This window comes from Allobosea sp. OK403 (assembly GCF_900113835.1).
Classification (GTDB): Bacteria; Pseudomonadota; Alphaproteobacteria; order Rhizobiales; family Beijerinckiaceae; genus Allobosea.
This window is the reverse complement of the sequence record NZ_FOQV01000001.1, coordinates 700,068-725,698: the sequence shown is the minus strand read 5'-3', so window position 1 is coordinate 725,698 and position 25,631 is coordinate 700,068. Positions and strand designations below refer to the sequence as shown.

At 63.7% G+C, this 25,631-nt stretch carries 22 protein-coding genes; 15 read left to right on the top strand and 7 right to left on the bottom strand.

What is annotated here, in order from left to right:
* Positions 1–48 precede the first annotated feature (48 nt).
* Together BMZ97_RS03075 and BMZ97_RS03070 are read left to right on the top strand one after the other, a co-directional pair.
* Positions 49–1,569, top strand: coding sequence for an aldehyde dehydrogenase family protein (locus BMZ97_RS03075; protein WP_092165318.1), 1,521 nt, complete (start codon positions 49–51; stop codon positions 1,567–1,569).
* 82 nt (positions 1,570–1,651) lie between these two features.
* On the top strand, positions 1,652–2,224 hold the full coding sequence (locus tag BMZ97_RS03070) for a nitroreductase family protein (protein WP_092165316.1): 573 nt from the start codon (positions 1,652–1,654) through the stop codon (positions 2,222–2,224).
* Positions 2,225–2,471: 247 nt separating this feature from the next.
* Here BMZ97_RS03070 and BMZ97_RS03065 read toward each other — a convergent pair whose 3' ends face one another.
* Positions 2,472–4,085, bottom strand: a complete 1,614-nt coding sequence (locus BMZ97_RS03065) for an MBL fold metallo-hydrolase RNA specificity domain-containing protein (RefSeq protein WP_092165314.1) — start codon at positions 4,083–4,085, stop codon at positions 2,472–2,474.
* A gap of 194 nt (positions 4,086–4,279) precedes the next feature.
* Between BMZ97_RS03065 and BMZ97_RS03060 the strand changes: the two genes are divergently transcribed.
* Complete coding sequence (locus BMZ97_RS03060; RefSeq protein WP_244546213.1) at positions 4,280–5,224, top strand: helix-hairpin-helix domain-containing protein; 945 nt, start codon at positions 4,280–4,282, stop codon at positions 5,222–5,224.
* Positions 5,225–5,366: 142 nt separating this feature from the next.
* On the opposite strand, the gene BMZ97_RS03055 is transcribed toward BMZ97_RS03060, so the two are convergent.
* Positions 5,367–5,978 (bottom strand): hypothetical protein, encoded by a 612-nt coding sequence (locus BMZ97_RS03055; RefSeq protein ID WP_092165312.1) that lies wholly within the window; start codon positions 5,976–5,978, stop codon positions 5,367–5,369.
* A 351-nt stretch (positions 5,979–6,329) separates the two neighbouring features.
* Here BMZ97_RS03055 and mgtA point away from each other — a divergent pair, with 351 nt between their 5' ends.
* Positions 6,330–8,987 (top strand): magnesium-translocating P-type ATPase, encoded by a 2,658-nt coding sequence (gene mgtA / locus BMZ97_RS03050; RefSeq protein WP_092165310.1) that lies wholly within the window; start codon positions 6,330–6,332, stop codon positions 8,985–8,987.
* A 90-nt stretch (positions 8,988–9,077) separates the two neighbouring features.
* Here the strand turns inward: mgtA and BMZ97_RS03045 are convergent, their stop codons facing one another.
* Positions 9,078–10,334 (bottom strand): MgtC/SapB family protein, encoded by a 1,257-nt coding sequence (locus BMZ97_RS03045; protein WP_092165308.1) that lies wholly within the window; start codon positions 10,332–10,334, stop codon positions 9,078–9,080.
* A 142-nt stretch (positions 10,335–10,476) separates the two neighbouring features.
* On the opposite strand from BMZ97_RS03045, the gene BMZ97_RS03040 reads away from it, so the two are divergent.
* The 4 genes from BMZ97_RS03040 to BMZ97_RS03025 all read left to right on the top strand — a co-directional run bounded on the left by BMZ97_RS03040 (position 10,477) and on the right by BMZ97_RS03025 (position 14,654).
* Positions 10,477–10,929: a host attachment protein gene (locus BMZ97_RS03040; protein WP_092165306.1), complete on the top strand. Its 453-nt coding sequence runs from the start codon at positions 10,477–10,479 to the stop codon at positions 10,927–10,929.
* A gap of 591 nt (positions 10,930–11,520) precedes the next feature.
* Positions 11,521–12,168 (top strand): BON domain-containing protein, encoded by a 648-nt coding sequence (locus BMZ97_RS03035; RefSeq protein WP_092165304.1) that lies wholly within the window; start codon positions 11,521–11,523, stop codon positions 12,166–12,168.
* A 759-nt stretch (positions 12,169–12,927) separates the two neighbouring features.
* Entirely contained in the window at positions 12,928–13,674 is a 747-nt protein-coding gene (locus tag BMZ97_RS03030; RefSeq protein ID WP_092165302.1) for a CBS domain-containing protein, read from the top strand.
* The gene (locus BMZ97_RS03025) at positions 13,671–14,654 is read left to right on the top strand and encodes a zinc-dependent alcohol dehydrogenase family protein (RefSeq protein ID WP_092165300.1); all 984 of its coding nucleotides are present in this window, start codon (positions 13,671–13,673) and stop codon (positions 14,652–14,654) included. The genes BMZ97_RS03030 and BMZ97_RS03025 overlap by 4 nt, the downstream gene beginning before the upstream one ends.
* A gap of 137 nt (positions 14,655–14,791) precedes the next feature.
* On the opposite strand, the gene BMZ97_RS03020 is transcribed toward BMZ97_RS03025, so the two are convergent.
* Positions 14,792–15,004 (bottom strand): ChaB family protein, encoded by a 213-nt coding sequence (locus BMZ97_RS03020; RefSeq protein ID WP_092165298.1) that lies wholly within the window; start codon positions 15,002–15,004, stop codon positions 14,792–14,794.
* Between the two features lie 190 nt (positions 15,005–15,194).
* On the opposite strand from BMZ97_RS03020, the gene ftsH reads away from it, so the two are divergent.
* The 5 genes from ftsH to BMZ97_RS02995 all read left to right on the top strand — a co-directional run bounded on the left by ftsH (position 15,195) and on the right by BMZ97_RS02995 (position 20,096).
* A complete protein-coding gene (ftsH, locus tag BMZ97_RS03015) occupies positions 15,195–17,036 on the top strand; it encodes an ATP-dependent zinc metalloprotease FtsH (protein ID WP_092165296.1) in 1,842 nt (613 codons plus the stop codon).
* Positions 17,033–17,653, top strand: coding sequence for a YeeE/YedE thiosulfate transporter family protein (locus BMZ97_RS03010; protein ID WP_348272090.1), 621 nt, complete (start codon positions 17,033–17,035; stop codon positions 17,651–17,653). Before ftsH ends, BMZ97_RS03010 begins: the two co-directional genes overlap by 4 nt.
* An 11-nt stretch (positions 17,654–17,664) precedes the next feature.
* Entirely contained in the window at positions 17,665–18,240 is a 576-nt protein-coding gene (locus BMZ97_RS03005) for a YeeE/YedE thiosulfate transporter family protein (protein ID WP_244546212.1), read from the top strand.
* Between the two features lie 35 nt (positions 18,241–18,275).
* Positions 18,276–19,076 (top strand): ABC transporter ATP-binding protein, encoded by an 801-nt coding sequence (locus BMZ97_RS03000; RefSeq protein WP_244546211.1) that lies wholly within the window; start codon positions 18,276–18,278, stop codon positions 19,074–19,076.
* Positions 19,077–19,184: 108 nt separating this feature from the next.
* Positions 19,185–20,096 (top strand): ABC transporter ATP-binding protein, encoded by a 912-nt coding sequence (locus tag BMZ97_RS02995; RefSeq protein WP_139221140.1) that lies wholly within the window; start codon positions 19,185–19,187, stop codon positions 20,094–20,096.
* On the opposite strand, the gene BMZ97_RS02990 is transcribed toward BMZ97_RS02995, so the two are convergent.
* From BMZ97_RS02990 to BMZ97_RS02980, 3 genes are read right to left on the bottom strand one after another with little or no spacing between them, the layout of a single operon-like run.
* Positions 20,068–20,769, bottom strand: coding sequence for an ABC transporter ATP-binding protein (locus BMZ97_RS02990; protein ID WP_092165288.1), 702 nt, complete (start codon positions 20,767–20,769; stop codon positions 20,068–20,070). The two genes, BMZ97_RS02995 and BMZ97_RS02990, sit on opposite strands and share 29 nt — an antisense overlap.
* Positions 20,762–21,988 (bottom strand): ABC transporter permease, encoded by a 1,227-nt coding sequence (locus BMZ97_RS02985; protein ID WP_092165286.1) that lies wholly within the window; start codon positions 21,986–21,988, stop codon positions 20,762–20,764. Before BMZ97_RS02985 ends, BMZ97_RS02990 begins: the two co-directional genes overlap by 8 nt.
* Positions 21,985–23,235: an efflux RND transporter periplasmic adaptor subunit gene (locus BMZ97_RS02980; RefSeq protein ID WP_244546210.1), complete on the bottom strand. Its 1,251-nt coding sequence runs from the start codon at positions 23,233–23,235 to the stop codon at positions 21,985–21,987. The genes BMZ97_RS02985 and BMZ97_RS02980 overlap by 4 nt, the downstream gene beginning before the upstream one ends.
* Before the next feature lie 572 nt (positions 23,236–23,807).
* On the opposite strand from BMZ97_RS02980, the gene BMZ97_RS02975 reads away from it, so the two are divergent.
* Together BMZ97_RS02975 and BMZ97_RS02970 are read left to right on the top strand one after the other, a co-directional pair.
* Positions 23,808–24,758, top strand: a complete 951-nt coding sequence (locus BMZ97_RS02975) for a LysR family transcriptional regulator (protein WP_092165282.1) — start codon at positions 23,808–23,810, stop codon at positions 24,756–24,758.
* 431 nt (positions 24,759–25,189) lie between these two features.
* On the top strand, positions 25,190–25,624 hold the full coding sequence (locus tag BMZ97_RS02970; protein WP_244546209.1) for a hypothetical protein: 435 nt from the start codon (positions 25,190–25,192) through the stop codon (positions 25,622–25,624).
* Positions 25,625–25,631 lie beyond the last annotated feature (7 nt).

Below are 25,631 nucleotides of genomic sequence, written 5' to 3'. Positions count from 1 at the left end.
GATCGTAAGCTAGGCGCCGATCGCCGGCTTCCACAGAAGGAGGACGTTATGTCCCATCACGCTCTGGAACTCGTCCGTTCGAAGGGGAACATCCCCGCCCGCTACGGCAACTTCATCGGTGGCAAGTGGGTTGCCCCGCTCGACGGCGAATACTTCACCGACTACAGCCCGATCAACGGACAGCGCCTGGTCGAGGCGGCCAAGTCGACAGCCAGGGATGTGGAAGCGGCACTCGACGCGGCCTACAAGGCCAAGGATGCCTGGGCGCTCATGTCGCCCGCCGAGCGCTCGCGGCTTCTCAACAAGGTCGCCGATCGCATGGAAGAGAACCTGGAATTGCTGGCATTGGCCGAGACGCTCGACAATGGCAAACCGATCCGCGAGACTCGCGGCGCCGATGTTCCGCTCGCGATCGACCATTTCCGCTATTTCGCTGGCTGCATCCGCGCCGAGGAGGGCTCGATCTCGACGATCGACGCCGACACCATCGCCTATCACTTCAAGGAACCGCTCGGCGTCGTCGGCCAGATCATTCCCTGGAATTTCCCGCTGCTGATGGCCGCCTGGAAGATCGCCCCTGCCCTGGCCGCCGGCAATTGCACGGTGATCAAGCCGGCCTCCAACACACCGCTCACGCTCCTGATCCTCGCCGGCCTCACCGCCGACATCCTGCCGCCCGGCGTGCTCAACGTCGTCACCGGCCCTGGAGGCTCGGTCGGCCAGGCAATCGCTGCCAATTTGCGCATCTCCAAGGTCTCTTTCACCGGCGAGACCACGACCGGCAGACAGATCATGCGCTACGCGGCCGAGCACCTCATCCCGCAGACGATGGAGCTCGGCGGCAAGTCGCCCAACATCTTCATGGCCGATGTGATGGATGCCGATGACGATTTCTTCGACAAGGCGCTCGAAGGCTTCGCCCTGTTCGCCTTCAACAAGGGCGAGGTCTGCACCTGCCCATCTCGAGCGCTCGTGCAGGAATCGATCTACGACAAGTTCATGGAGCGTGCGGTCGCCCGCGTCGCCGCGATCAAGGTCGGCGACCCGCTCGACCCGACGACGCAGATGGGCGCCCAGGCATCGCAGGACCAGCTGACCAAGATACTCGGCTATATCGAGATCGGCCGAGAAGAAGGCGCGAAATGCCTGACCGGCGGTGAGCGAGCCCATCTCGGCGGCGATCTGGAAAAGGGCTATTTCCTGAAGCCGACGGTGTTCAGCGGCGACAACAGCATGCGCATCTTCCAGGAGGAGATCTTCGGCCCGGTCCTGTCGGTCACGACCTTCAAGACCGTGGACGATGCGATCCGTATCGGCAACGATACGCCATACGGCCTCGGCGCGGGCGTGTGGTCACGCAACGGCACGAACGCCTACCGCATTGGGCGCGGCATCCAGGCCGGGCGCGTCTGGACCAATTGCTACCACGCCTACCCAGCCCATGCCGCATTCGGGGGCTACAAGGCTTCGGGCTTTGGTCGCGAGAACCACAAGATGATGCTCGACCACTATCAGGAAACGAAGAATCTTCTGGTCAGCTACTCCACCAAGTCGGCAGGGCTGTTCTGACGTCGGAGGCGGCGTGTGGACGCCGGGCCGGCAGATCGCCGGCGATCGAGTGTTTCCAAGACGGGCTTGGCAGGAGGATTTCATGGACATTTTTGAAGCCATCCATGGACGGCGCGCGGTTCGTGACTATGCGGATAAACCTCTGTCGGAATCCGTGATCCACTCCCTCATCGGCGAGGCCGTCTGGGCGCCGAGCGGCATCAATCTCCAGCCTTGGTGCTTTTTTGTGGTAGATGACCCGGCCACGCTGGCTGCTTGCTCGGCTGCGGCCAAGGCCTTGATGCTGAAGCAAACAGAGCTACATCCAAAACTTGCTGACATGCGCGAGCGACTGGCATCGCCCGAGTTCAACATCTTTTACAACGCACCCGTCCTGATCGTGATCTGCTCGACCACACCCGACGAAATGGCGCTCAAGGATTGTTGTCTCGCCGCCCAGATCCTGATGCTGGCCGCTCATGCCCAAGGTCTCGGAACCTGTTGGATCGGCTTTTCGGAGGCGTGGTTGAACACGCCGGCAGGCAAGGCCAGGCTTGGTATTCCGGTCGAATTCAGGCCCGTCGCCCCCATCATCATCGGTTATCCGGGAGGCCCGACCCAGGCCACTGAGCGGCGGACACCCGACATTCGACATGTCGCCATGGATAAATTCTGAAGCCAAACGCCAATGCCTGAGCACCATTTCTAGACCTGGCCGACGCGTCGCAGATGCTCGCGACCTGTCCTTGAGCGCGCCGCCTCGACTGCCTGTCGTCTATGCACGGCCGCGCGATGGCATTCCGATCGCAGTCGAGATCGCCAGGGCATGGAAGGACCGCTCGATCTCGTTCTGGCGTGAAAGATCGGAGCATCGAGCCACTCTGAACTCGCGCTCGCCGTCGTGGTTGGCAGAGATGCGCGGTTCAATCCGGCGCAAGCGCCTTCCGCAGCTGGCGGATGATCTGCTTGCGGGCCCGCTCGTCAACTGCCTTGGCCACGGCTTCATCGATGTCGAGGATCAGCTTGGAGAGATCGTTGTGCCAGTCGCGCCGACCAGCGCTGTCGGCAGCGATGCGCACAGGCTCCTCATGCTTGATCTGGTGGGCGGCTTCTGCGGATAAGTCGAAGGCGCTGTCGAGCGTTGGCACCACGACGCGCGCGCCCATGCCTGCATCGATCAGTCGGTTTCGCAGGCCATCGATGGCCTCCCGTTCACCGTGGGTCAGGAAAATCGAGCCTGAGACCGGCTGACGCCCAGCCAGCCAGGCGGCGAGTTCAGGCCCGTCGGCATGGCCTGAATAGAGATCGACAGAGCGGATGCGTGCCCTGACCTGGACCTCTTCGCCCATCAGCCGGACGCGGGGGGCGCCATCGAGCAAGATCCGGCCGAGTGTCCCCTGTGCCTGGAATCCGACAAGAAGCACTGTCGCTTGCTCACGCCAGAGCCAGTCCTTGAGGTGATGGCGAATCCGGCCGGCTTCGCACATTCCGCTTGCCGCCATCACGATATGAAAGCCTCGGATACGAGCGATGGCTTTGCTCTGCTCTGCCGATTCCGTGAACCTGACCTGAGGGGACCGCAAGGCGTCGCGCAACTCCTCGCCGCGCTCGATGTCGCCCGAGTGTTTTTCGAATACGGCACTCGCCTTGGTCGCGAGTGGCGAGTCGACGAAAATCGGTGCGCTCGGAATATCGCCAGATTTCATCAGGTGGACGAGGTCGACGAGCAGTTCCTGGGTTCGCTCGACGGCGAAGGACGGAATAAGCAGCACACCGGAAGCTTTCACCGCGGCCTGAACCTCTGACCGCAAGACCTGCAGCCGCCGTTCAAATGAGGCGTCCGGACGATCGACATCCCCGTAAGTCGCTTCGCAAACGACATAGTCGAGATCATGCGGCGCGGCGGGGTCCGACTGCAGGAGCTTGTGGTTGGGGCCGATATCGCCGGAGAAGAGCAGCCGCAGCGGCCGAACGCCCTGTCTGTCAATCTCGAGCTCTATCGAGGCGGAGCCCAGCAGGTGCCCGGCATTCCAGTACCGCGCGCGAATTCCCTTGGCGACCGGAGCCCAAGTCCCGAAAGGCATAGGCCGGAACTGCGTGAGGGTCGCCAGCGCTTGCTCCGCGTCATAAATAGCCTGGACCATCGGCCGGCCGCGCCGGGCATTGCGCCGGTTGAGCTGTTCGACTTCCATCTCCTGGATATGCCCGGAATCCGGCAGCATCACCGAACAGAGGTCTATCGTCGCAGCGGTCGCGAAGATTGGTCCGACGAAGCCGTCTTTCGCGAGCTTCGGCAACAGCCCGCTGTGATCGATATGAGCATGGGTCAGGAGGACCGCGTCAACCGATGCGGGGGTGAAGGGAAAGGGCCGGTAGTTCAGCTCCTTCTCCGTCTTCGAACCCTGGAATAGCCCGCAATCGACGAGGATATTGGCCTCGCTCGTCTGGAGGGCGAAGCAGGATCCGGTGACCGCCTGGGCCGCACCGTGGAAGCGCAAACGAATCTCGCCTTTCGCAACGGCTTCTGATCTCGGCATGACGACGGCTCCGCATGTCTTCACGCGAAACGTAGCAGCCCGCGCGGATTGACCTTTGAGCGAGATCAACGCACCAGAAGCGACATCGTCGGCGCCCGGCTTACCACGTACGCCCGTGCCGGAATTGCTCGCCTGAATCAGCCATCGTTGTCTGCAGACTTGTCATGGTCAGGTGATGGCCTCTCCAATCCCTGATGATGATTTGGATCAAGGGATGGACGCAATTCATCTGCGATCTTTCCAAGATGAATGATCTGCGAACATCGATTTCGGAGAACCTCTCGCTGGCTGCCAAGTTGCGGGAGTATGCGGATTTGTTGACGGCTCAGGGCGCCGACCATTTTCGCATTCAGGCCTATCGCGCGGCTGCAGACGTCGTCGAAGAACAATTCCGCCCCATCAGCCAGATCATCAAGGCCGAGGGAAGAGACGGCCTGACGAAACTGCCTGCTATCGGGCAAAGTATCGCCAGCGCTCTCGCCGAGATGACCGCGACAGGCCGATGGTCGCAGCTTGCGCGGTTACGGGGGGACCTTGAGCCCGAAATTATCTTCCGCTCTATTCCTGGGATCGGTCGCAATCTTGCCGACCGAATTGTTCGTGAACTGCAAATCGACACCCTGGAGGCGCTCGAACTCGCCGCTCACGATGGCAGTCTTGAAGCGATCGAAGGTTTTGGAACCAGACGCACGCAGATGGTGCGAACGGCGCTGAACGAAAGACTGGGGCGCTTCCGCCTGAGCCAAGGCAGTCCGGGCGAAGCGTTGCCGCCGCTCGGGCTCCTGCTCGATGTCGACAGAGAGTATCGTGAGCGGGCCAAGGCCGGAACACTCCGCACGATCGCGCCGAAGCGCTTCAACCCGCAGGGCGAAGCCTGGTTGCCGGTGCTTCATACCAAGCGGGACGATTGGTCGTTTACAGCGCTATATTCCAATACCCCGCTCGCGCATGAGCTGGGTCGGACCCACGACTGGGTGATCATTTATTATCATTCTTCGGCTGGGCCGGAAGGCCAATGCACCGTCGTGACGCCTGTCAAAGGGCGCCTGCAAGGCCGAAGGGTTGTGCGCGGACGCGAGAAGGAGCACCGGGCGTTAGCGCCACAAGGCGCTCAATCCGCAGGCACGGCACCCGTGTGATCGGGCCTGAAATGCGCCTGCCGAACAGGCGCTGCTGTCAAAGCGTTCCTCCGCCGCTCAGGCCTTGACGACCTCGACAGTCTCGAGCGCGCGGCACTCATGCGCATGATGACCGAGCATCTCGGACACACGTCCCAGCCGCTCAGTCGCGCTGGGCTACCTCCTCCAGCGGGGCGTCCCGCAGGCGCTTACGAAACTCGTCGAGCCGGGCGCGATACCCGTCGGCATCGCCGTATTCGAGGAAATCATAGTACCGACGATGTGGATCGCTGACCCGCAACGCGTGCTTGATCGGACACCAATATTGTTCCGTGCGGCTACCGATTTCCCTGACATAGGCGATCACGCCGTTGGCATAACCGCAATAGAGGCAGTTGAGCGCCTCAATCCAGTTCAGATAGGCGAGGTGCCGCCGGTCGAACATGATATAGCGGCCGCGGCTGACACGCGGGATGCGATAGGCCCGAAAGCAGATCGCCTGGTACAGGCTTGCCCAGGCATCAACGATGAGCATCGGAACGATCAGCGAATAGATCACTGGCGCGGTTATGATCGTGGTGATCGGCGAGCGCGCCAGAAAGCCCCGGACGCTCTTGCGCAGGCGGCGATGCTCGAACACGATGCCGTGCTCGAATTCGACGATCCGCTTCTTGAGACGCCAGCCGAGGATCTTGCGGCGTGCCTCGATTTCGCGGTCCAATTCGACTTGCAGCCGGACGATCTCGCTGGCCAACTCCTGCATGCGGTGCGTCATCCGGCATCTGCTCCTTCGGCTTTTCAGGGCCGCGCAATCGTGGGCTGCCACCGAGGGTGAAAGCGTGGCCTCTGCAGAGCGAAAGCCTAGCTGAAACCAAGCGCGATGTCCGACACCCGGCGTGCGATGACGTCCTCCTGCGCCCACGACCATCATTGCGACGAACGCGGAAGCGCCCTCGGCTCATACCAACTTCAACCGCGCCGATTGAGCTTCTCTTGCGGGCGGACATCCGTACGGCCCTGCCTCCTGCGACGCATGCGCGGCTTGCCCTGGATCAAATGATGGGGCCGCGCAGGCTTCTACGATGCCCACGGCGATGAGGTACGCATATCGCAAGGATGATCAGCGATGAATGGAGCGATCGATGCTGCAACGGCAGCGCTGGCCCGCAAGGGCGAGCAACCAGCTTTCTGGACCGCGAGCAACAACGACAGCCTGCGGATGCTCGACGCCCGACCGGAGGGGCTGACCTCGGCGGAGGCACGCGACCGACTGGACCATTACGGCCCGAACCGCGCGGTCGTGGGCCTTCACCGCAGTCTCATTGCAAAGCTCGCCAAGCGGCTCTCCGAGCCACTGATCGCCATCCTGCTCATTGCGGCGGGCATTTCAGGCGCCACGGGAGACTGGCAGAGCTTCGTCATCATCCTGATCATCGTCTTCTTCTCCATCGGGCTCGACCTCGCTCAGGAGCAGAAGGCCGAGAGTGCCGTCGAGGCTCTGAAGCGTTCGGTCGCCGTGACAGCCTCCGTACGCCGGGACGGCAAGGTCGAGGAGTTGCCGGTCAAGGACATCGTACCGGGCGATGTCGTGGAATTGCGCGCCGGTGACCTGGTACCAGCTGACGGCATCGTGCTGTCGGGCCACGGCGCGCTCGCCAATGAAGCCATCCTGACCGGCGAGCCTTATCCGGTCGAGAAGCGGCCGGGTCCGGCCTCGGGCTCTTCTCCCTCCGACGCCTTCAACGCTCTGTTCGGCGGCACCAGCATGGTCGGTGGCGAAGCGCTCATGCTGGTGGCCGCCACAGGCGCGGCGACCCGCTTCGGCGCCATCTCGGCCTCGGTGCTGGCCAAGGAACCGCCGACCGCCTTCGAGCGCGGCGTCCATGCGCTCGGCATGCTGATCCTACGGCTGACCGGCTTCCTCGTCCTCTTCGTCCTCCTGACCCAGCTCATCCATCACGGCCTGTCGCTGGAGAGCTTCCTGTTCGCTGTGGCGCTGGCGGTCGGCCTGACTCCCGAGCTCTTGCCTATGGTCATGACGGTCACCCTCGCGCGCGGCGCAGTGCGCATGGCGGCCAGCAAAGTCGTGGTGAAACGTCTCTCGGCCATCCATGACCTCGGCGCCATGGATGTGCTCTGTACCGACAAGACCGGCACGCTGACCGAGGCGAAGATCGTCCATATCGGCAGCTTCGGAGCCGATGGCCGCGACAGCGCGCGTGCTGCCCAATTCATCCGCCTCAACAGCCGATTTGCCAGCGGCATGCGCAGCAATCTCGACGATGCGATCCTGGCGGGCGCGCCGGCGGCCGATGAGGACGGTTGGGCGCATATCGACGACCTGCCCTTCGACTTCGAACGGCGTCGTGCCTCGGTCCTGGTCTCGCACGATGGGGAGCGCGCGCTCGTCACCAAGGGCGCGCCGGAGGCAGTGCTAAGCCTGTGCACGCATGTCGAGGCGCCCGACGGCGCCGTCTCCGCGCTCGATGAGGCGCAGCGCGCCCGGATCGCAGTGCTACTGGACGACAAGGGTAGGCAGGGCTTCCGCCTGCTCGCGGTCGCAAGGCGGAGGATGCGGGCCGACTGCCGGCAGGTTGGCCTCTCCGACGAGGCTGGTCTCGTCTTCATCGGCTGCGCGGCCTTCCTTGATCCGCCCAAGGCGTCGGCGACAGAGGCTGTGGCCCGGCTCGTCAAGGCCGGCATATGCGTCAAGATCATCTCCGGCGACGCTGCGCCTGTCGTTCAGCACCTGGTCGAGACGCTCGGCCTTCCGACACGCGGCCTGATGACAGGCGAAGATATTTCTCGTCTCTCCGAGGCGGCGCTCGCGGCACGTGTGGGCAAGACCGACCTCTTCGTGCGCGTCTCGCCCGACCAGAAGAGCCGGATCGTGAGGGCGTTGCGCCGGCGCGGTCATACGGTCGGCTTCATCGGCGATGGCATCAACGATGCACCGGCAATCCATGCAGCCGATGTCGGCTTGTCAGTCGAGGGCGGCACCGATGTCGGCCGCGAGGCCGCCGACATCATCCTGCTCGCCCCCGATCTGGGCGTTCTCGCCACGGGGGTGGCGGAAGGCCGGCGTACCTACGCCAACATCATGAAATACGTCCGCATGGGCACGAGTTCCAATTTCGGCAACATGCTGTCGATGGCGCTCGCCTCGCTGGTGTTGCCTTTCCTGCCGTTGGCACCGCTGCAGATCCTGCTCAACAACCTGCTCTATGACCTCTCCGAGATCGGCATTCCCTTCGACAGCGCCGACGAGGAGACGCTTGCGACACCGCAAGTCTGGGACATGAAATCGGTGCTGCGCTTCACTCTCGTGATGGGGCCGCTCTCGTCCCTCTTCGATATCGCGACCTTCGTTCTGCTGCGCTGGGGGTTCGGCGCTGATGTCGCCGTGTTCCGGACAGCCTGGTTTGTCGAGTCGATCGCGACCCAGATTCTCGTGATCTTCATCATCCGGACCGCGAGGCCGCTCTGGACGAGCCGCCCCCATCCCGTGCTCGCGGCAACATCGCTCGGCGCGCTTGCCGTCGCGCTTATCCTGGCCTTGACGCCACTCGGTGGCTTCATCGGTTTCGCCGCATTGCCGCTACCGATCCTCGCCGCGATCACCGGCATCAGCCTGAGCTATCTCGCCGCGGCAGAGATCCTGAAGCGCTTCGCGATGAGGTCAAAATCCCATGCGCCCGCTGGCCAGCTCGCTCACGCACGCGCTATCGAACATGCCCCAGCGATTCAGCGTACCAGACACTCTGGCAAACGCCCGACAGCGTAACATGTTGGAAAACCAACCATTGCGGAGCCAGTCATTCGCCACTCCGGCGGACTTTCGCGCAGTGCTCCCGTCGCGGGGGCAATAACTCGCTCAGAGCGCGAGTATGGCAAGGATCGATAGTCCGCAACCGAATGCCGCCCCCGTTATCAGCAGGAGCCAGGCTGAAAACGCCAGCGGCCCCGTGATCATGGCGTAGCCGACTCTCGCGACCGCATTGACAGCGAGCGCCAGAAGGATCGCGATCGCAGCTCGACGCGGGCCACCGAGCGCCTCGACGTTTCGCGCCGCAGTCAGAGCGGCGACATCGACATCGACGAGGCCCACGAGACCGGAAGAGAGAAACAGCCCCTGCTGGCTGATCAGGCTAGTCAACCATCCGACCAGTAACAGGACCAGCGTCAACGTGACGGCGAAGGCGAGCAAAGGCTGCAAGTCGAACGGGTTGGTCAGGGGCGGTGCCTTGCCGTCGAGCTCCTGCCCGGACGAGCGGAGCAAGAGCAATGAAGCCATTCCGAACGCCCCCGCACCTGCCAAAGCAGCCGGACCGGCATGGACCAGAACAGCCGGAGCAACAGCCGCCACGAGCACCAGGACCCGCAGGATAGAAATCATGCCGGCGAGGGCGGCAGCTCCGGCAAGCCTGGCTGTTGCCTCCCCTTCCCCGGCCCGGCGCGCGAGCAGGACAGTAACGGCGGTCGAAGACACCAGCGCTCCCGCCGCGCTGGTGACGAGCAAACCACGGGACGCGCCCAACAGGCGCACAGCGATGTAGCCGAAATAGGAAATCGCTCCGGCGAGGACCGTAAAAATCCAGACCTCGCGCGGATTGACGCTGCCGAACGGATCAATCGCCGTGTTGGGGAGGATCGGCAGGACGATCACCGACATCGCCAGCAGGAGCAGGGCCGATCGCAATTCGGGCCAGGTCAGACGCGCAAGCGCCCCGTGGAGAAAATCGCGACTGGCGAGGAGGCCCGCCGCAGCGACGCCCGCCGCCGCCGCCGTTTGAGGAGAACCAACCACGCAATAGGCGCCCAGGACAAAAACGAGCAGAGCCGCGACGACCGAAGTGACGCTGAAATCATTGTCTTCATCGGCTTCGCGGACCTTGAACCAGGCGAAAACGCTCGTGAACGCAATCAGCAATGCGATGAAGACGAAAGGCGCGGCCATGTCCCTGGCGACTGTCGCGCTGACCGCCCCGAGCAACCCCGCCAGCGCAAAGGTTCGAATCCCGGCCGTTCGGCTGCCAGGCGGGCCGTCGCGGTCGCGCCAGCCACGTTCGATCCCGATCACGAGACCGATCGCAAGCGCAACGCCGAACCTGAAATAGACATCCTCCGTCATCGTCACGGTGATCCTCTGCCGGGGCACATGAGACTGTGCCGCAAAGGCGCTTGAGCCGCATCAAATCCTCGTCCAGCTGGGGCGCATAAGGTGCGAAATGCGTCGCATCCCGGCGACGCTTGACCGAATGAGGTTCAGAGCCATGTCGACCCATCCAGTTCGCCTCCCTCACAAGAGCTGGCTCGTCGTCTTCGACGGAGCCAAGGCGCTGATCCTGCGCAACATCGGCAATGAACAGGCGCCGCAGCTCGAACTGGTCGAAGCGATGCAGCATCGCTCGCCACCCTCGCATGAACTCGGACGGGATCGTCCGGGTCGCGTGCACCAGTCGCACGGGTCAGCTCGCAGCGCCGTCGAGGAGCCGGATCTGCATCTCGCCGAGCAGCTGTCCTTTGTGAAGGACGTCTCCGCGATGGTCGAAAAATCCGTCCGTGGACAAGCCGTCTTGAAACTCGTGCTGGTCGCGCCGCCGAAGCTGCTGGGAGAACTCAGGCGCTGCCTGACGCCGCCTGTACAAGCCCTCGTCGTGGCCGAGATTGGCAAGGATCTGACCAAGCTGCCCATCCCGGAGATCGAGCGGCATTTCGGCGGGTGAGCTTCGCGCTCTGAGACGAAACAGAGAGGAGCGCGGGAGGATCACACCAGGCGCGCTCCTCCCGCGGAGATGTCAGGCCGCCTTGATAGCGATGTGCTGTGGAACAGTGATCCCCGGCCGATGGGATGCCGGACTGCGCCCGCACCGAAGTGCTCGAACAGGCGTTCGACCTCGTGGAATAGACTGTCGATAGGGGTCCAGGCTTCGGCAGGTTTTTTTCCGCCGCCGGCTTCTGCTCCGAGCGCACGGGAAACTTGGTTGCGGCTTCAGCCATGACAATTCTCCTGTTCTGTGACGTTTGCGGTAGCCTGCCCGCGGGCCGAAGAACCCTGTGGGCATGACGCGTAAGCGTTCGGGCCTCGGTCAACGACAGCCCCCGGCAAGACATCCGGTCACTGCTGTTCCCGATCTCGAATTCGATCACGGGCGTGGCACCGCACCTTGACGCCGATCAATGACGGCAGCCCGGGTGCTGCCATTCTGCGGGCACGGTGGGTTTCGGCTCCGCGTTTGCGGCCGGTCGACCGCCGAGAGCTACAATACGGCTCGCCCACGGACACGGGTCGGATGTCCCAATCCTGGAGAACAGACATGACTGACAAGCAGTTGCGACTGACGATCATCGACGAACTCGATTTCGAACCGAGCATCGAGGCCGCCCATATCGGCGTCGCGGTGGAAGACGGCGTGGTGACGCTGACCGGACACGTCCAGAGCTACGCCGAGAAGATCGCCGCCGAGAAGGCCGTCCGTCGCGTCAAGGGCGTACGCGCCATCGCGGAAGAGATCGAAGTGCGCTACCCGCACGACAAGAAGACCAGCGACACCGAAATCGCCCAGCGCGCGCTCAGCATCATCGCCTGGGATGTCACGGTGCCCGATGCCGTGAAGGTCAAGGTCGAGAAGGGTTGGGTGCAGCTGTCGGGCACCGTCGATTGGCAGTACCAGCGGCGTGCTGCGGAGAACGCCATCCGAAAGCTGTCGGGCGTCGTCGGCGTCAGCAATCTGATCGAGCTGAAGCAGCGCGCGAGCGCCAATGACGTGAAGAAGGCGATCGAGGACGCGCTCAAGCGCAACGCCGAGCTTGAGGCGAGCACGATCCGGGTGACGGTCGGCAACGACAACCGCGTCACACTCGATGGCAAGGTCCATGCCTGGTATGAGCGCGGCGTCGCGGAACGCGCCGCATGGTCGGCCCCCGGTGTCAAATCCGTCGATGACCATCTCCTGGTGGCCTGACGCTCCCGTGGCCGGTGAGTTCTCACCACCTTGCCGGCCGCTCCCTCCGTCCTGCCCGCCCCGAGGGGGCTGACCTAAGATCAGCTCAACGCAAAGACTTGCGTCAAGGCATCTTCATGGCAGGACATTTCCATCTTCGCTCGATGAACGCTAGCCCGTCCGATTTGCCAAAAGGGCGTCTGATCTACAACGAAGGCGATCTGTCCGACAGCCTCTGTTCATCGGCGACAGCGTCGGGCCGCAGATCAATGGCGAGAACGGTTCACGGCAGATCGTGAGCTTTCGTGTTGCAGGGGGCATCTTTCGGCCCCCTGCCCTGAAATCCAAAACATTTCGACAGGCGGTGCAGCTGAAGGCTTCCCGGTAGAAGGACGCGGCAGTTCCCCTCTCCAGAACTCGTCCATTCCACTTTGAAACCCGGCGGCAAGCCTTCTCTCCGGCAGCGACGCGCCCGCTGCTACGCGCCTCGCCGGGCCCCATCGGGTTTCCGAAGACCTGATCGTTGCAGGGCCTATGGTCACACGCTACGCGAATGGTTCCTCGGCAGCGCGGCCGGTGATCTGCCCCAGAGCTCGAACCTGCCGATCCTGATGGCGCATCGACGAGTGCCGGTGGGCAGGGCTGCGAGGGTGACTCTAAGAGCTCCCCTGCTTGACTCCGATCAAATCGCCATCGCGGCCACTGTGCCAGAACTGCCAGCAATGAAGACATTGTCGGTGCGCAAGCCCGCGTGCCGCAACCTTGCGGGAGATTGCCGCCATGCTCGTCCAAGCCATCATGACCACCCCGGTGATCAGCGTCGCCCCCGCGACCTCGGTCCGTGACGCCGCCCGCCTGATGCTGGCCCATCGGATCAGCGGCCTGCCCGTCGTCGCCGGCGACGGGGCGCTGGTCGGCATGGTCAGCGAAGGAGATTTCCTGCGGCGCGGCGAGCTCGGAACGCAGCGCAAGCGCTCGTGGTGGCTCGAATTCCTGGTCGGACCCGGCACAGTCGCGGACGATTATGTTCATGCGCATGGCCGTAAGGTCGGCGAGGTCATGTCGAGCAATATCGAGACGACCCGCCGGGATGCGACGCTCGAGGAGGTCGTGGAGACGATGAGCCGCCGCCGGATCAAGCGGCTCCCCGTCGTCGAGAACGGCAAGCTGGTCGGCATCGTCGCGCGCTCCGACCTGTTGCGCGCGATGGCCGACGCGCTGCCTACCGCCGATGCGGTCGTCGTCGACGATGAACGCATCCGCACGGACATTCTGAGTGAACTCGCCAAGCAAAGCTGGGGCGGGCAGATGATCCATGTCCATGTCGACCACGGCGCCGTCGAGCTCAGCGGCGCGATCTTCGACGAACGCGAGCGCCAGGCGGCTCATGTCGTCGCGGAGAATGTCGCCGGTGTGCGATCCATATCGGATCAGCTGGCATGGATAGAGCCAATGTCGGGCGTCGTGATCACGCCCTCGGAGATGGGCGAAGTTAAGACCGCCGCCTCTGCACGGCCTTCCGCATGAAGGCGATGGTGCTGCGCAAGGTCGGCGAGCGCCTGGCCTATGAAGCGCGGCCCGTCCCCTGTCCCGGGAACGGCGAACTGCTCATCCATGTCGAGGCTTGCGCCGTCTGCCGGACCGATCTTCATGTCGTGGACGGCGAGCTGCCCGATATCAGAGTCCCGATCGTACCGGGTCATGAGGTGGTCGGCATCGTCGATGCTGTGGGGCCGGGCGTATCATCGGGCCTGATCGGCTCTCGCGTCGGGATTGGCTGGCTCGGTCGCGCCTGCGGCCACTGCAGCTACTGCGCCGGCGGCCATGAGAACCTATGCGACGAGCCGACCTTCACCGGCTACACGCGCGATGGCGGCTTTGCGACCCACATGCTCGCCGACGCGGCCTTCGCCTTTCCTCTGGATGGGTTCTCCGACGCCATAGCAACCGCCCCGCTGATGTGCGCTGGGCTGATCGGTTGGCGCTCGCTTCAGATCGCAGGGCCGGCGCACCGGATCGGCCTCTATGGCTTCGGTGCAGCCGCCCACATCGTCGCCCAGATCTGTCGCTGGCAGGGCCGCGACGTCTACGCTTTCACGCGCTCCGGCGACGCGCCCGCCCAGGCCTTGGCGCGGTCACTGGGAGCCTGCTGGGTCGGATCGTCGGACGAAATGCCGCCTGAGCCGCTGGATGCTGCGATCATTTTCGCGCCGGTTGGCGCACTCGTCCCCGTCGCACTGAAGGCCGTTCGCAAAGGCGGCCGCGTCGTTTGCGGCGGTATCCATATGAGCGACATTCCGCAATTCCCCTACCGGTTGCTGTGGCAGGAGCGGCAACTCCTCTCCGTTGCGAACCTGACACGGCAAGACGGCCTCGATTTCCTCGCAATCGCGCCGCGAGCCGGGATCAGGACCACAACCAAGACCTATCGGCTTGAACAGGCGAATGAGGCTCTCGACGATCTCCGCGACGGCAGGCTGCAAGGCGCTGCCGTGCTCGTTCCGTAGAGCAGGATGCGAAAAAGTGGGCACCGGTTTTTCGCATTGATCCTGCTCTAACTCCTTGATGAGAGACGGATTCAGATTTCAGACGGGATCACGAAGTGACCCCGTCTGAAATCATCCGGCTCTTGCAGGTCGGCCCGTCATCGCGCGACCCAGGCCGCTCCTTCCTTGCGGTATTTGTGCTTCACTGCCGCCCAGGCGACGCGATGAGCGCGCTCCTCGTGCCCTTGCCCGTTCTCATCCGAATAGTTCGCCCAGGCGGAGTTGAAGGCCGCGCGATAAATCTCCTGCGCATGCGGAGGGAGATGCGCACGCACGGATTCGGGCAAATCGTCAAGCAAGCGGTACGGCATGGCTCACTCCAATATCGCCTGCAGTGATACCGGCCCGCCAAGGGCGCATGGTTGTCGAAGATCAATCACGATACGAACAGCATGGCGGCACGGCCTGCGGTCCTGGTTGCCCGGGCCAGACTTGATCCAGCGCAAGCGCAGATGAGCCGCGGTCGGCCATCATTCGGGCTCTGCAGCAGGAGCCGATGCGATGGCCGAGACGACGCCCAAAACGAACTGGCTGATCTGGTACGTGTTCGCGGCGGTGATGGGCATCCTGCTGGTCCAGGATGTGCTGACGGCATGGCGCCAGACCGAGACCATTCCCTACAGCCAATTCGAGCAACTGATCCAGGACGGCAAGGTCGCCGAGGTCGTGGTCGGCGCCGAGACGATCACAGGCACGTTCCGGGAGACTACCGCTGACGGCAGGCGCTTCTTCACGGCGAAGCGAGTCGATCCAGCACTGGCCGACCGGTTGGCCGGCAAGGACATCGTGATCCGTGGCGCTGGATCCGGCGCCTTCCTGGCCAGCCTGATGTCCTGGGTCTTACCCACTCTCGCCTTCTACCTGATCTGGACCTTCCTCATCCGGCGCGTCGCAGAGCGGCAAGGGTTGGGCGGCATCATGACGATCGGCAAGTCGAAGGCGAAGATCTTCGTCGAGACCGACACGAAAGTGACCTTCAAGGACGTCGCGGGTGTCGACGAGGCCAAATTCGAGTTGCAGGAGGTCATCTCCTTCCTGAAGGATCCGGCCTCATTCGGGCGCCTCGGTGCACGCATGCCGAAGGGCATCCTGCTCGTCGGGCCGCCAGGAACCGGCAAGACGCTGCTGGCGCGCGCTGTCGCCGGCGAAGCGGGTGTTGCCTTCTTTTCGATCTCGGGCGCGCAGTTCATTGAAATGTTCGTAGGCGTCGGCGCTGCGCGGGTGCGCGACCTCTTCGAGCAAGCGCGCCAGGCGGCGCCCGCGATCATCTTCATCGACGAACTCGACTCGCTCGGGCGCAGCCGTGCGGGTGCGACGCCGTTTGGCGGCTATGACGAGCGCGAGCAGACGGTCAACCAATTGCTGGCGGAACTCGACGGTTTCGATCCGACGATCGGCGTCATCCTGCTGGCCGCGACGAACCGCCCGGAGGTGCTCGACCCCGCCCTGCTGCGGCCCGGCCGTTTCGACCGGCAGGTGCTTGTCGACCGCCCCGACCGCAAGGGACGGCTCGACATTCTCAAGGTCCACGCCAAGAAGGTCCGCCTCGCCGAAGGTCTCGATCTCGACCAGGTCGCCGCGATAACGACAGGATTCACCGGGGCCGATCTCGCCAACCTCGTCAACGAGGCGGCAATCGTCGCGACGCGCCGCAAGGCCGCTGCGATCACGCTCGACGATCTTACCGCCGCTATGGAACGGGTGGTCGCCGGCATTGAGAAGCGCGGCCGGCTGCTTAGTCCTGAGGAGAAGCGCCGCGTGGCCTTCCATGAAGTGGGCCATGCGCTGGTCGCCGCGAGCGTGCCGGGCGCGGATCCGGTGCTGAAGGTCTCCATTATTCCCCGCGGCATCGGCGCGCTGGGCTACACGATCCAGCGGCCGACGCGCGACCGCTTCCTCCTCACCACCGCGGAGTTGCGCGACAAGCTCGCAGTCCTGATGGGCGGCCGCGCCGCCGAGGCGCTCGTCTTCGCAGGCGACATCTCGACAGGAGCTGCCGACGACCTGCAGCGGGCGACAGAACTCGCGCTCGATATGGTCACGCGCTACGGCATGGCCGCCACGCTCGGAGACCGGACCTACCTTCCGCCAACGAACCCTTTTCTCGCGACAAGCGGAACCGAACGCCCGACGGCCTCGGAAGCCACTGAACGCGAGATCGACCTGGCCGTGCGCGACCTCGTGGCAGCCGCCTTGAACGACGCGACCCAGATTCTGACAAGGCGCAGGGCGGACCTCGAGGCAGGGGCGCAGTTGCTGATCAAACAGGAGACCATCACTGCGGCAGATTTTCCGGCTCTAGCCTGCGACGGCGCGCGGGTGGCTATCGCCAAAGCGTCTTGAGCCGGATCAAGGACAGCCGCGGCTCGAAGCGCACACTGCGGCAAATAGAAAGGAGCGCCAGCATGGTCACGCACACATCCGATCTCTCTTATTCGCTAAGCTACTCACATACGGTCGACTGGTCGCCCTATCTCGCCGGCGCCGGCATCGGGGTCCTGAGCTGGATTGTGTTTGCCGTAGTCGATCAGCCGATCGGCATCACGACAGCGCTTTCACAACTATCTGCCGGGGCCGCTATCCCGTTTCTTGGGTCGGATGCCGTCTCCGCCAACAGCTATTGGGCAGGAAATCCGTTCGTTCTCGACTATGGCGTCATCTTCCTGGCGGGCACGTTGCTGGGGGCATTCGCTTCCGCCCTGCTATCGCGCCGCTTCCATATCGAGACCATCCCGTCGGTCTGGCGGGAGCGCTTTGGGCCGTCGGTCGCCAAGCGCCTTTCGGCCGCCTTCCTCGGCGGGATTCTGACGATGTTCGGGGCGCGGCTGGCGGGAGGCTGCACAAGCGGACACGGCATATCCGGCGGACTGCAGCTGGCCCTGTCGAGCTGGGTCTTCCTGGCGGTGATGTTCCCCGTCGGCATTGCAACCGCGCATCTCACATTCCAGCGTCAGGCCTGAAGGGGGAAACGATGTTCATCATCATGGTCGGGCTCACCTTCGCAGCATTCGGGCTGCTCTTCGGCTTCGCTTTCGGATGGCTTCTGCATCGCGGGAAAGTCACCGACTATAACGTCATTATCGATCAGTTCCTGCTGCGCGATTTCACGGTGCTCAAAGTCATGCTGACCGCGATCATCGTAGGCGGCGTCGGCGTGCTCGCTCTCCATCAATCCGGCTGGGCGAATTATCACATCAAAGATGCCAATCTGCTCGCAGTCGGGCTCGGAGCCTCCATATTCGGGGTCGGCATGGTCATTTATGGCTATTGCCCGGGCACTGGCCTGGCAGCGATCGGCACCGGCAGCATCCACGCGCTGGTCGGCGCATTCGGCATGATCACGGGCGGGATCCTTTACGCCCTCTCATTCGACTGGATGCAGGCTCATGTCCTGGCGGTCTGGAGGTTCGGCAAGGTCCGCCTTCCGGATCTGACGGGCATTCCCGACCTGGTCTGGTTCATCGGCCTGACCGCAATAGCCACCGCCTTCTTTGTCTTCATCGAGCGTCATACGGTTCCGCCGCATCTGCGGCGGAGCCCGAGATAGCGACCATGTCCTCTCGATTTTCCGCGGGAACGGCGATGACCACGAACAAAAACGTGGCGATCAGCGTTCGCAGGCTCGATGTCGCCTTCGACAACAAAATCATTCTCGATCACCTCGACCTCGATATCATGCGCGGCGAAATCCTCGGTGTGATCGGAGCATCCGGCTCCGGCAAATCGGTCCTGACCCGCACCATCCTCGGTCTCGTGCCGAAGCGCAGCGGCACCATCGAAATCTTTGGCCAGGACATCGACCCGCTGCCGCAAGCCGAGCGCCGCATGATGGAACAGCGCTGCGGCGTGATGTTCCAGCAAGGCGCCCTCTTCTCCTCCTTGACCATCACTGAGAATATCCAGCTTCCGATGCGCGAATGCCTCTCGCTGTCGCCCGGCCTCCTCGACGAGATGGCGATGCTGAAGCTCGAAATGGTCGGGCTCCCGCGCGACGCGGCAGGCAAATATCCCGCTCAGCTCTCCGGCGGCATGACCAAGCGCGCCGCCTTGGCGCGGGCGCTCGCTCTTGATCCCGAGATCCTATTTCTGGACGAGCCGACCTCGGGCCTCGACCCGATTGCGGCGGATGCCTTCGACCAGCTCATCCTGACACTCAAGGCCAGCCTCAACCTCACGGTGATGATGATCACGCACGACCTCAGTACCCTGCACACAGCCTGTGATAGGATCGCGGCCATTGCCGGCGGCAAGATCGTGGCGATCGGCACGCTCCAAGATTTGCTCTCCTCCCAGCATCCTTGGGTCAAGGCCTATTTCGCGGGCGAGCGCGGCCGGACAATCTTCGCGGACCGGATCATGCGCACCAATGTCGCAGCAGCATAAGCGATGATCTTCGCCAAGCCTTCACGCCGTTCACAAGATTTGGCGCTGGTGAGCCCCCTGCCCACTTCATTCTATGCCTTTGTGCTTCGTTCCGGAGGTTGGCATCAGTTGCTGGTCTGCTTCCTCTCGATCGCGGTCTTTCTGCTCAATGCCGCACCGATCGAATTGCAGCGGCGCATTATCGATATGGCGGTGAAGGGCGGGCCGGCGAGCGCGATCATGACCGCTCTGCTGATCAACTGCGCAGTCATTCTGTCCTTCGGCCTGATCAAGCTGCTGATGAATATCTATCGGGCCTGGCTCGGCGAGTGCGCCACCCGGACCCTGCGGCTCACCGTAGACCGGAGCCTCTTCGCCCGGACCGAGCCGCGACAGCGCCATGCCGGAGATGGCACGGGGCTATCGATGATCTTCGCCGAGGCCGATGATGTCGGCGCTTTCGTCGGATCCAGCATCAGCGTGCCGATCGTCGAAGCCGGATTCCTGATCAGCGTGTTCATCTACCTCGCCAGGCTCGATTCAGCGATGATGCTGCTCAGCCTGGTCGTGCTGGCATCGCAGTTTCTATTCGTGCCGATCATGCAGAAGGCGATCAACCGGCGCGTCGCCGACCGAACGCTGGTGTTGCGCCAGCTTGGAGACGGGCTGGTATCGCCCTTGGGGATTGAGGCCGGAGCACCGCTCAACGCCGCCTTCTCTCTCGCCATGGGGATCTTCAAGTTGAAATTCTCGCTGAATTTCCTGATGAACCTCAGCTATTCGCTCGGGAACGTCCTCGTTCTCGGTATTGGCAGCCTGCTGGTGCTGCGCGGGCAGTTGGAGATCGCGACGGTCGTCACCTTCGTCTCTGCCATGTCGAAGGTGGTCGACCCTTGGAACGACATGGTCGATTGGGCGCGCAACCTCGCGGTCACACGGGTCAAATATCGTCTGATCGTCGATGGGTGCTCGCCCTTGGGCGACGATCCCGCGGCAGCCGGGCGTCCTCCCCTCAGCCCCGCGGCCGCCGGCCCTGCGTGATCCGCCCGTCGACGACCTCGATGATCCGGTCGCAGCGCGAGGCCAGCGCCATATTATGCGTCACGATCAGGAAGGTCGTGCCGGAGGCGAGGTTCTCGTCCCGCATCAGTTGGAAGACGCCTTCCGCCGATTGCGTGTCGAGATTGCCGGTCGGCTCGTCGGCAAGGATCAGGCGGGGGCGCATCGCCAGGGCCCGCGCGATCGCGACGCGCTGCTGTTGTCCTCCCGACATATTGAGCGCGCGGTTATGGGCGACCGGCGCAAGCCCGACGCGATCGAGCAGATCGAGCGCCCGCTGCTCGATGGCAGCGCTTGCCCGGCCATTGGCCACCACCATCGGCATCATCACGTTCTCGCAGGCCGTGAAGGCCGAGATCAGCATATGCGATTGGAAGACAAAGCCGATCTCATGGCCGCGCAGATGAGTGATCTCGGCATCGTCGAGGCGGCTCGTCGGCTCACCTGCGATCGAGAGCGAGCCGCTGGTCGGGCGGTCGAGCAAGCCGATAATGTTGAGCAGCGTGCTCTTGCCGGAGCCCGATGGTCCGACCAGCGCGAGAAACCCGCCGGCCTCGAGCTCGAGATCGATTGCATGCAGGACCTCCGTCTCGCTCGGCTCGCCGATATTATAGGCCTTGCAGACCTGTTCGAGCCTGACGATCGCCTCAGCCACGGATCGCCTCCACCGGATCGAGCCGCGAGGCGCGCAGCGCCGGCGCCATCGCCGCGACGACACCGGTCAGCGTCGCCAGTAGCGCCGTGGTCACGAAGAGCTGCGGCTCGATGATCAGGGGGAACAGCTCGCTGCCGTCGGCCTGCCGCGTCGTCTGGTGCCAGTAGACCAGGGCAAGGGCACCGAATGTCGACCCGGTCAGGGAACCAGCAAAGCCCAGAAGCCCGCCCTGGAGCAGGAACAACTTGAGGATCTGGGTCCGCGTCGTGCCCATGGCGCGCAGGATGCCGATGTCCTTCGAGCGCTGGATGACCGAGACGACGAGAACCGCCGCGATGCCGAAGGCAACCGAGAGCCCAACAAACAGGCGGATCAGGAGATTAGTGTTCTTCTGCGCCTGGACCGCAGTGAAGAACTGCGCATTCGTCTTGATCCAGCTATCCGCCTGCACAGCGTTCGAAGCCTGGATCTGCTGCGCAATCGTCTCCGCGGCATAGATGTCCCCGACCGAAAGCCCGATCTCGGTGACGCCGCCGATCATGCCGAGCAGGGACTGCGACGTGCGCAAGGCGACATAGGTGTTGCGCAGATTGGCGCCTTTGTTGCCGAAATCGACGATGCCGGTGATCGTCAGAAGCCGGCTCGATCCGCTCGCGCCGTTCAGCAGCAGCTTGTCCCCGACTACGGCGCCGAGATCGGCGGCGAGCTCGGTTCCCACCACGATATCGTCGCTGGTCAGGCGAATGCGGCCGGCGACGAGATAATCTGGCAGCTTCACGATCCGCAGATAGGTCTCGGGCTCGATGCCCAGGACGGAGACCGAGCGGCTGGCGCTGCCCCGCACCGCCAGGGCTGCACCCGACATGCTGGTCGCGACCACCGTGACCTCCGGCAGCGCCTCCATCCGGCGCGCGATCATCTGCCACTGGTCGATCGACAACACGCGCTGGCTCGGGCGCTGGACGAGTGCATCCTCGATTTCGCGCGGCCCGCTGCGCAGCGGCCTGGCGATCTGGTCAGGCGGCAGAAGCTGGATCTGCGGCTGGGATGTCAGCACGCGCCTGATGAAATTCGCCTCGAGCCCGGCCAGCATCGCCGACATGAAGACGATGACGGCGACGCCGATCGTGATGCCGCCGACGATGAAGCCGGTCTGCAGACGCCCCTCCGCCAGGAAGCGCAGCGCGCCCGTCCAGACGAAGGGCATCCAGCGGATCATGGCAGGACCGCCCTGATCTTCTGTCCGGTGACAATGCCGGCATTGGCCGGGACCACCGTGTCGCCCTCGGCGAGCCCGTCGAGGATCTCGACACTGGTCGCGCCGCGCAGGCCGAGCCGGACCGGTTGCTTGGCCGCGCGTCCGTCCCTGACGCGCATCACCCAAGGCGCCGACGACACCGCATCGCGCACCGCGCGCGCAGGCAGGACGAGCGTAGCGGCCCGACGTGCCGTCTCGATATCGACCGACACCGTCATGTCCTGGCGCAGATAGGCCGGCGGATCCTCGACCTTGAGCTTTGCCTCGACCGAGGCCCGGCTGATGTCGATGCCGGGATTGATGTAGACGACCGTGGCCTTCATCCGCTCGTCGGGATAGGCATCGGCGGAGGCCAGCGCCGTCTGGCCGAGCGCGATGCGGCCGAGGTTGCGCTCGTCGATCTGGATGACCAGTTGCGTTTCGCCGCGCGGCGCCAGCACCATCAGAGCCTTGCCCGGTTGGACGACGCTGCCCCGCTCGACGGCGCGGGAGATCAGCACGCCGTCGCGCGGCGCGACGATCGTCGCATAGGACAGCCGGGACGAGGCGGTGTCGAGGCTGGCGCGCGCCTGGTCGAGCTGGGTCTGGGCCATGACGGCGTCGCTCCCGCCGGGGCTTGAAGTGAAGACCTGCAGCTCGGCGCTGCGGACCTGCGTCCGCGCCACGTCGAGCGCCTTGAGCGCATCGTCGAGCGTCGCCCTGGTGGCGGACCCGGTCCGGGCGAGCTCGGCGACCCGGTCATAGCTGCGCTGGGCATTGAGCAGCACGGCCTGAGCCTGGGTGAGCGTCTCCCGCGCCGATGGCAGGGTGAGTTCCTCGGTCTGTCGCAGCTTCGCCTGCGCCTGCGCGACCGCAGCCTGCGCCTGGAGGAAGGCCGCGCCGAGTTCGCGCGCCTCGAGGGTGACCAGCTGCTGGCCCTTCGCGACCGACTGCCCCTCCTCGACGAGCACCTCCTCGACCGTCCCGGTGATCTGGCTGGCGATCTCGACGCGGTAGGGCGTCTCGACATGGCCGCTGGCCACGACCGTCTGCACCAGATCGGCCCGCCTGATGACATCGACCACGACTGCGGGACCGATCAGAACCCGCGCCACCTGCCACGTCCCCGCCCCCAAGAGGGCGATGACGGCCAGCGCGAACCAGCGATGGGCCCAGAGCCAGTGCAGCGGCCCGGCTGCCCCCGCGCCGCGGCCGGGCTCCGGTGCCACGCGGGATGCGGCCCGCTTCGGCACCGCCCCCGGGAAGGCTTGTACCGCGCCCGACGGATCAACTGGCGGCGGAGCCTTATCGACAGAGCCTGGTTCCTGGGGGCGCATGTGCAGGGTCATTGTTGGGGGTGATACATGGCGCGGTCCCGCGCCCGGAGGATGGGCTGGCCGTCTTTTCGAGGATCGACTGCGATATGGCTCATATCTGCGCCTCATGCCGGAGCGGGAGTCATGCTTGGCGCTATCTTTGCTCGAAATCGGCACCACTCATTGATCTCGCGCAAGCCGAGCATGCATTAGACTGAGCCCAGGCTCTTCAATGGCGGCGAGCCATTCCGATCTGTGCGTCTGCCGCATTCCCAGCGCGGGCCTGGTGTCAAAAGTCAGGAAAAGGTTCGAAATTCGGAACATTAACCATCTGAGCGGGTCTGCCGGCACAGCCGATTGCAGTCGCCTTACGTCATAACGCCTCTATCGGGAGAGCGGCGCGGGGGCGCCGAGCCATCAGACATCGCAACGCCTGTGAATTTTCGACGGAAAGCCAGGAGGTTGCACCGCTATCGGAGCATTCGGTGATTCCTAAATTGGTGGGTTCGACCACGCTCCGCTACTTCTCCGAGGTGGCCGAGCGAGGTTCCTTTCGTGCTGCGGCTGAATCGCTTCGGATCGCGGCGTCGGCGATCAACCGGCAGGTCAGCAACCTCGAGACCGACCTCGGCGTGAAACTGTTCGAAAGAGCGCGCGGTCGCGCAGGGCTGCAATTGACGGATGCAGGCCGCATCCTGCAGTTCCGCCTGCGTTCGGCGATCAATGAACTGCGCATCGCCAACGATGAAATCATTGCGCTGCAAGGACTGCAGCGCGGGCATGTGACCATCGGCTTCAACGATGTCGTCGTGAATTCCATATTGCCGGGGGCGATCAAGACGTTCAACCGGACACATCCGGGCATTACGTTCGGAGTCAGGGTCGATAGTACGCGCGGCCTCGTTTCGCGGTTGAAGGATGGCGATATCGATTTCGCGGTCGCCTATAATTTTGCTTCGGATGTCGAGTTGTCCTGCCTGGAGAGCGTCTCTCTCAGGATGTACCTGGCCGCCTCGCCCGATCATCCGCTCGCTGCGCGCTCGTCGGTTACGCTTGCCGACCTCGCTGGCTTCAACCTCATCCTGCCGGACGGCTCGGGGTTTCTGCGCCAGATCTTCGACGTCGCGTTTCGTGGCTCCAATGCGCAGATCCATCCTCTCGTCGAGACAAACTCCTTCGAGCTGATCCATTCGTTGGTGGAATACGGCGCCGGCATCAGCATCGTGACGGGACGGGCGCAAAGGGAGGACGGCCGGCCGCGGCTCGTTCATGTCGAGATCAAGGACGCCCTTCTCTCGCAGAACGTGCTCGCATGCTGCAAATTGCCCGATCGCAACCTTTCGCCCGCTGCCGCGGCATTCGCAGACGTCGTCTGCGATGCTTTGAGAGCATTCGGACATCGCGAAGCCCGTTCCGGTCAAGCTGGAGAAGGATAGACAGTTCCCGATCCCGCGGATCCAGGCCTTGAGGCGATTTCGTCGAACGTCGGGGATGCCGAATCGCCAAGGCCGGCATAGCGCGAACGAGAGCGCTGCCGGGCAAGGCGGGAAGGCGCCGATCGGCGACCAAGGCAAGCCGCCTTGCCGCGCAGACGCCCCGTCCGGCCAGCGAATGGCTGGATCCGCCATGATTCAGCGGCATACCATATGCCGGGATGATGCATGACGGATTGCGCGGCGATGCATGACAGGCGGCCTGCGCTGCTACGTTTCTCGATTTTTTCCCGATTTTTCTGGCCTTTACCCTGCTTTGGTCATGTCACGAATTCAATGCGCTGATTTCGTGTCTTCAAAGAGGCCAAATTGGCGCTTTACCTGGTCGAGCAGTCATGAGTACGCAACGGAAGCTCAAGTAAGCAACCAACGCGGTGATTGACCAGAATATGAGCAAATTAATTTCTGAATTTGAAGTAATTTGTTCAAAAGTCGACGCAGCATGGGCTGCGCTTCAGACGCAATACGCTGAGAGATTGACTGCGGCGGAGATCGATTTTCTGTTCTCCCGCCTCGTCCTTGGTCTGAGCTCGCCGTTCTACGCCGAGCGCGAGCCAGCGCTTCATTTCAATGTCTGTGGTGAACTCGTCGGGCGCAAGCTGCCGCCCGAGCGCGCCCATGCGGCTTTGCATGCCGTTCCTGAACCCAGCCAGCCATGGGTCGAAAGAGCCTTTGACCTGGCGGAAGAGCACGGAACCAAAATCGGAATGACGCTGGCCGAACAGCGCGATCGAAACGACCACACAGACGCCGGGGCCGATCCGGCGCATCGCACGCTGTCGAGCGGGCTTAAGGAGCAAGTGGGCTGATGATCGC

Bases quoted from the DNA above. Each gene is read 5' to 3' on its own strand.
- BMZ97_RS03075 (WP_092165318.1), top strand. From the start codon at position 49: ATGTCCCATCACGCTCTGGAACTCGTCCGTTCGAAGGGGAACATCCCC.
- BMZ97_RS03070 (WP_092165316.1), top strand. From the start codon at position 1,652: ATGGACATTTTTGAAGCCATCCATGGACGGCGCGCGGTTCGTGACTAT.
- BMZ97_RS03065 (WP_092165314.1), bottom strand. From the start codon at position 4,085: ATGCCGAGATCAGAAGCCGTTGCGAAAGGCGAGATTCGTTTGCGCTTC.
- BMZ97_RS03060 (WP_244546213.1), top strand. From the start codon at position 4,280: ATGATGATTTGGATCAAGGGATGGACGCAATTCATCTGCGATCTTTCC.
- BMZ97_RS03055 (WP_092165312.1), bottom strand. From the start codon at position 5,978: ATGACGCACCGCATGCAGGAGTTGGCCAGCGAGATCGTCCGGCTGCAA.
- mgtA (WP_092165310.1), top strand. From the start codon at position 6,330: ATGAATGGAGCGATCGATGCTGCAACGGCAGCGCTGGCCCGCAAGGGC.
- BMZ97_RS03045 (WP_092165308.1), bottom strand. From the start codon at position 10,334: ATGACGGAGGATGTCTATTTCAGGTTCGGCGTTGCGCTTGCGATCGGT.
- BMZ97_RS03040 (WP_092165306.1), top strand. From the start codon at position 10,477: ATGTCGACCCATCCAGTTCGCCTCCCTCACAAGAGCTGGCTCGTCGTC.
- BMZ97_RS03035 (WP_092165304.1), top strand. From the start codon at position 11,521: ATGACTGACAAGCAGTTGCGACTGACGATCATCGACGAACTCGATTTC.
- BMZ97_RS03030 (WP_092165302.1), top strand. From the start codon at position 12,928: ATGCTCGTCCAAGCCATCATGACCACCCCGGTGATCAGCGTCGCCCCC.
- BMZ97_RS03025 (WP_092165300.1), top strand. From the start codon at position 13,671: ATGAAGGCGATGGTGCTGCGCAAGGTCGGCGAGCGCCTGGCCTATGAA.
- BMZ97_RS03020 (WP_092165298.1), bottom strand. From the start codon at position 15,004: ATGCCGTACCGCTTGCTTGACGATTTGCCCGAATCCGTGCGTGCGCAT.
- ftsH (WP_092165296.1), top strand. From the start codon at position 15,195: ATGGCCGAGACGACGCCCAAAACGAACTGGCTGATCTGGTACGTGTTC.
- BMZ97_RS03005 (WP_244546212.1), top strand. From the start codon at position 17,665: ATGTTCATCATCATGGTCGGGCTCACCTTCGCAGCATTCGGGCTGCTC.
- BMZ97_RS03000 (WP_244546211.1), top strand. From the start codon at position 18,276: ATGACCACGAACAAAAACGTGGCGATCAGCGTTCGCAGGCTCGATGTC.
- BMZ97_RS02985 (WP_092165286.1), bottom strand. From the start codon at position 21,988: ATGATCCGCTGGATGCCCTTCGTCTGGACGGGCGCGCTGCGCTTCCTG.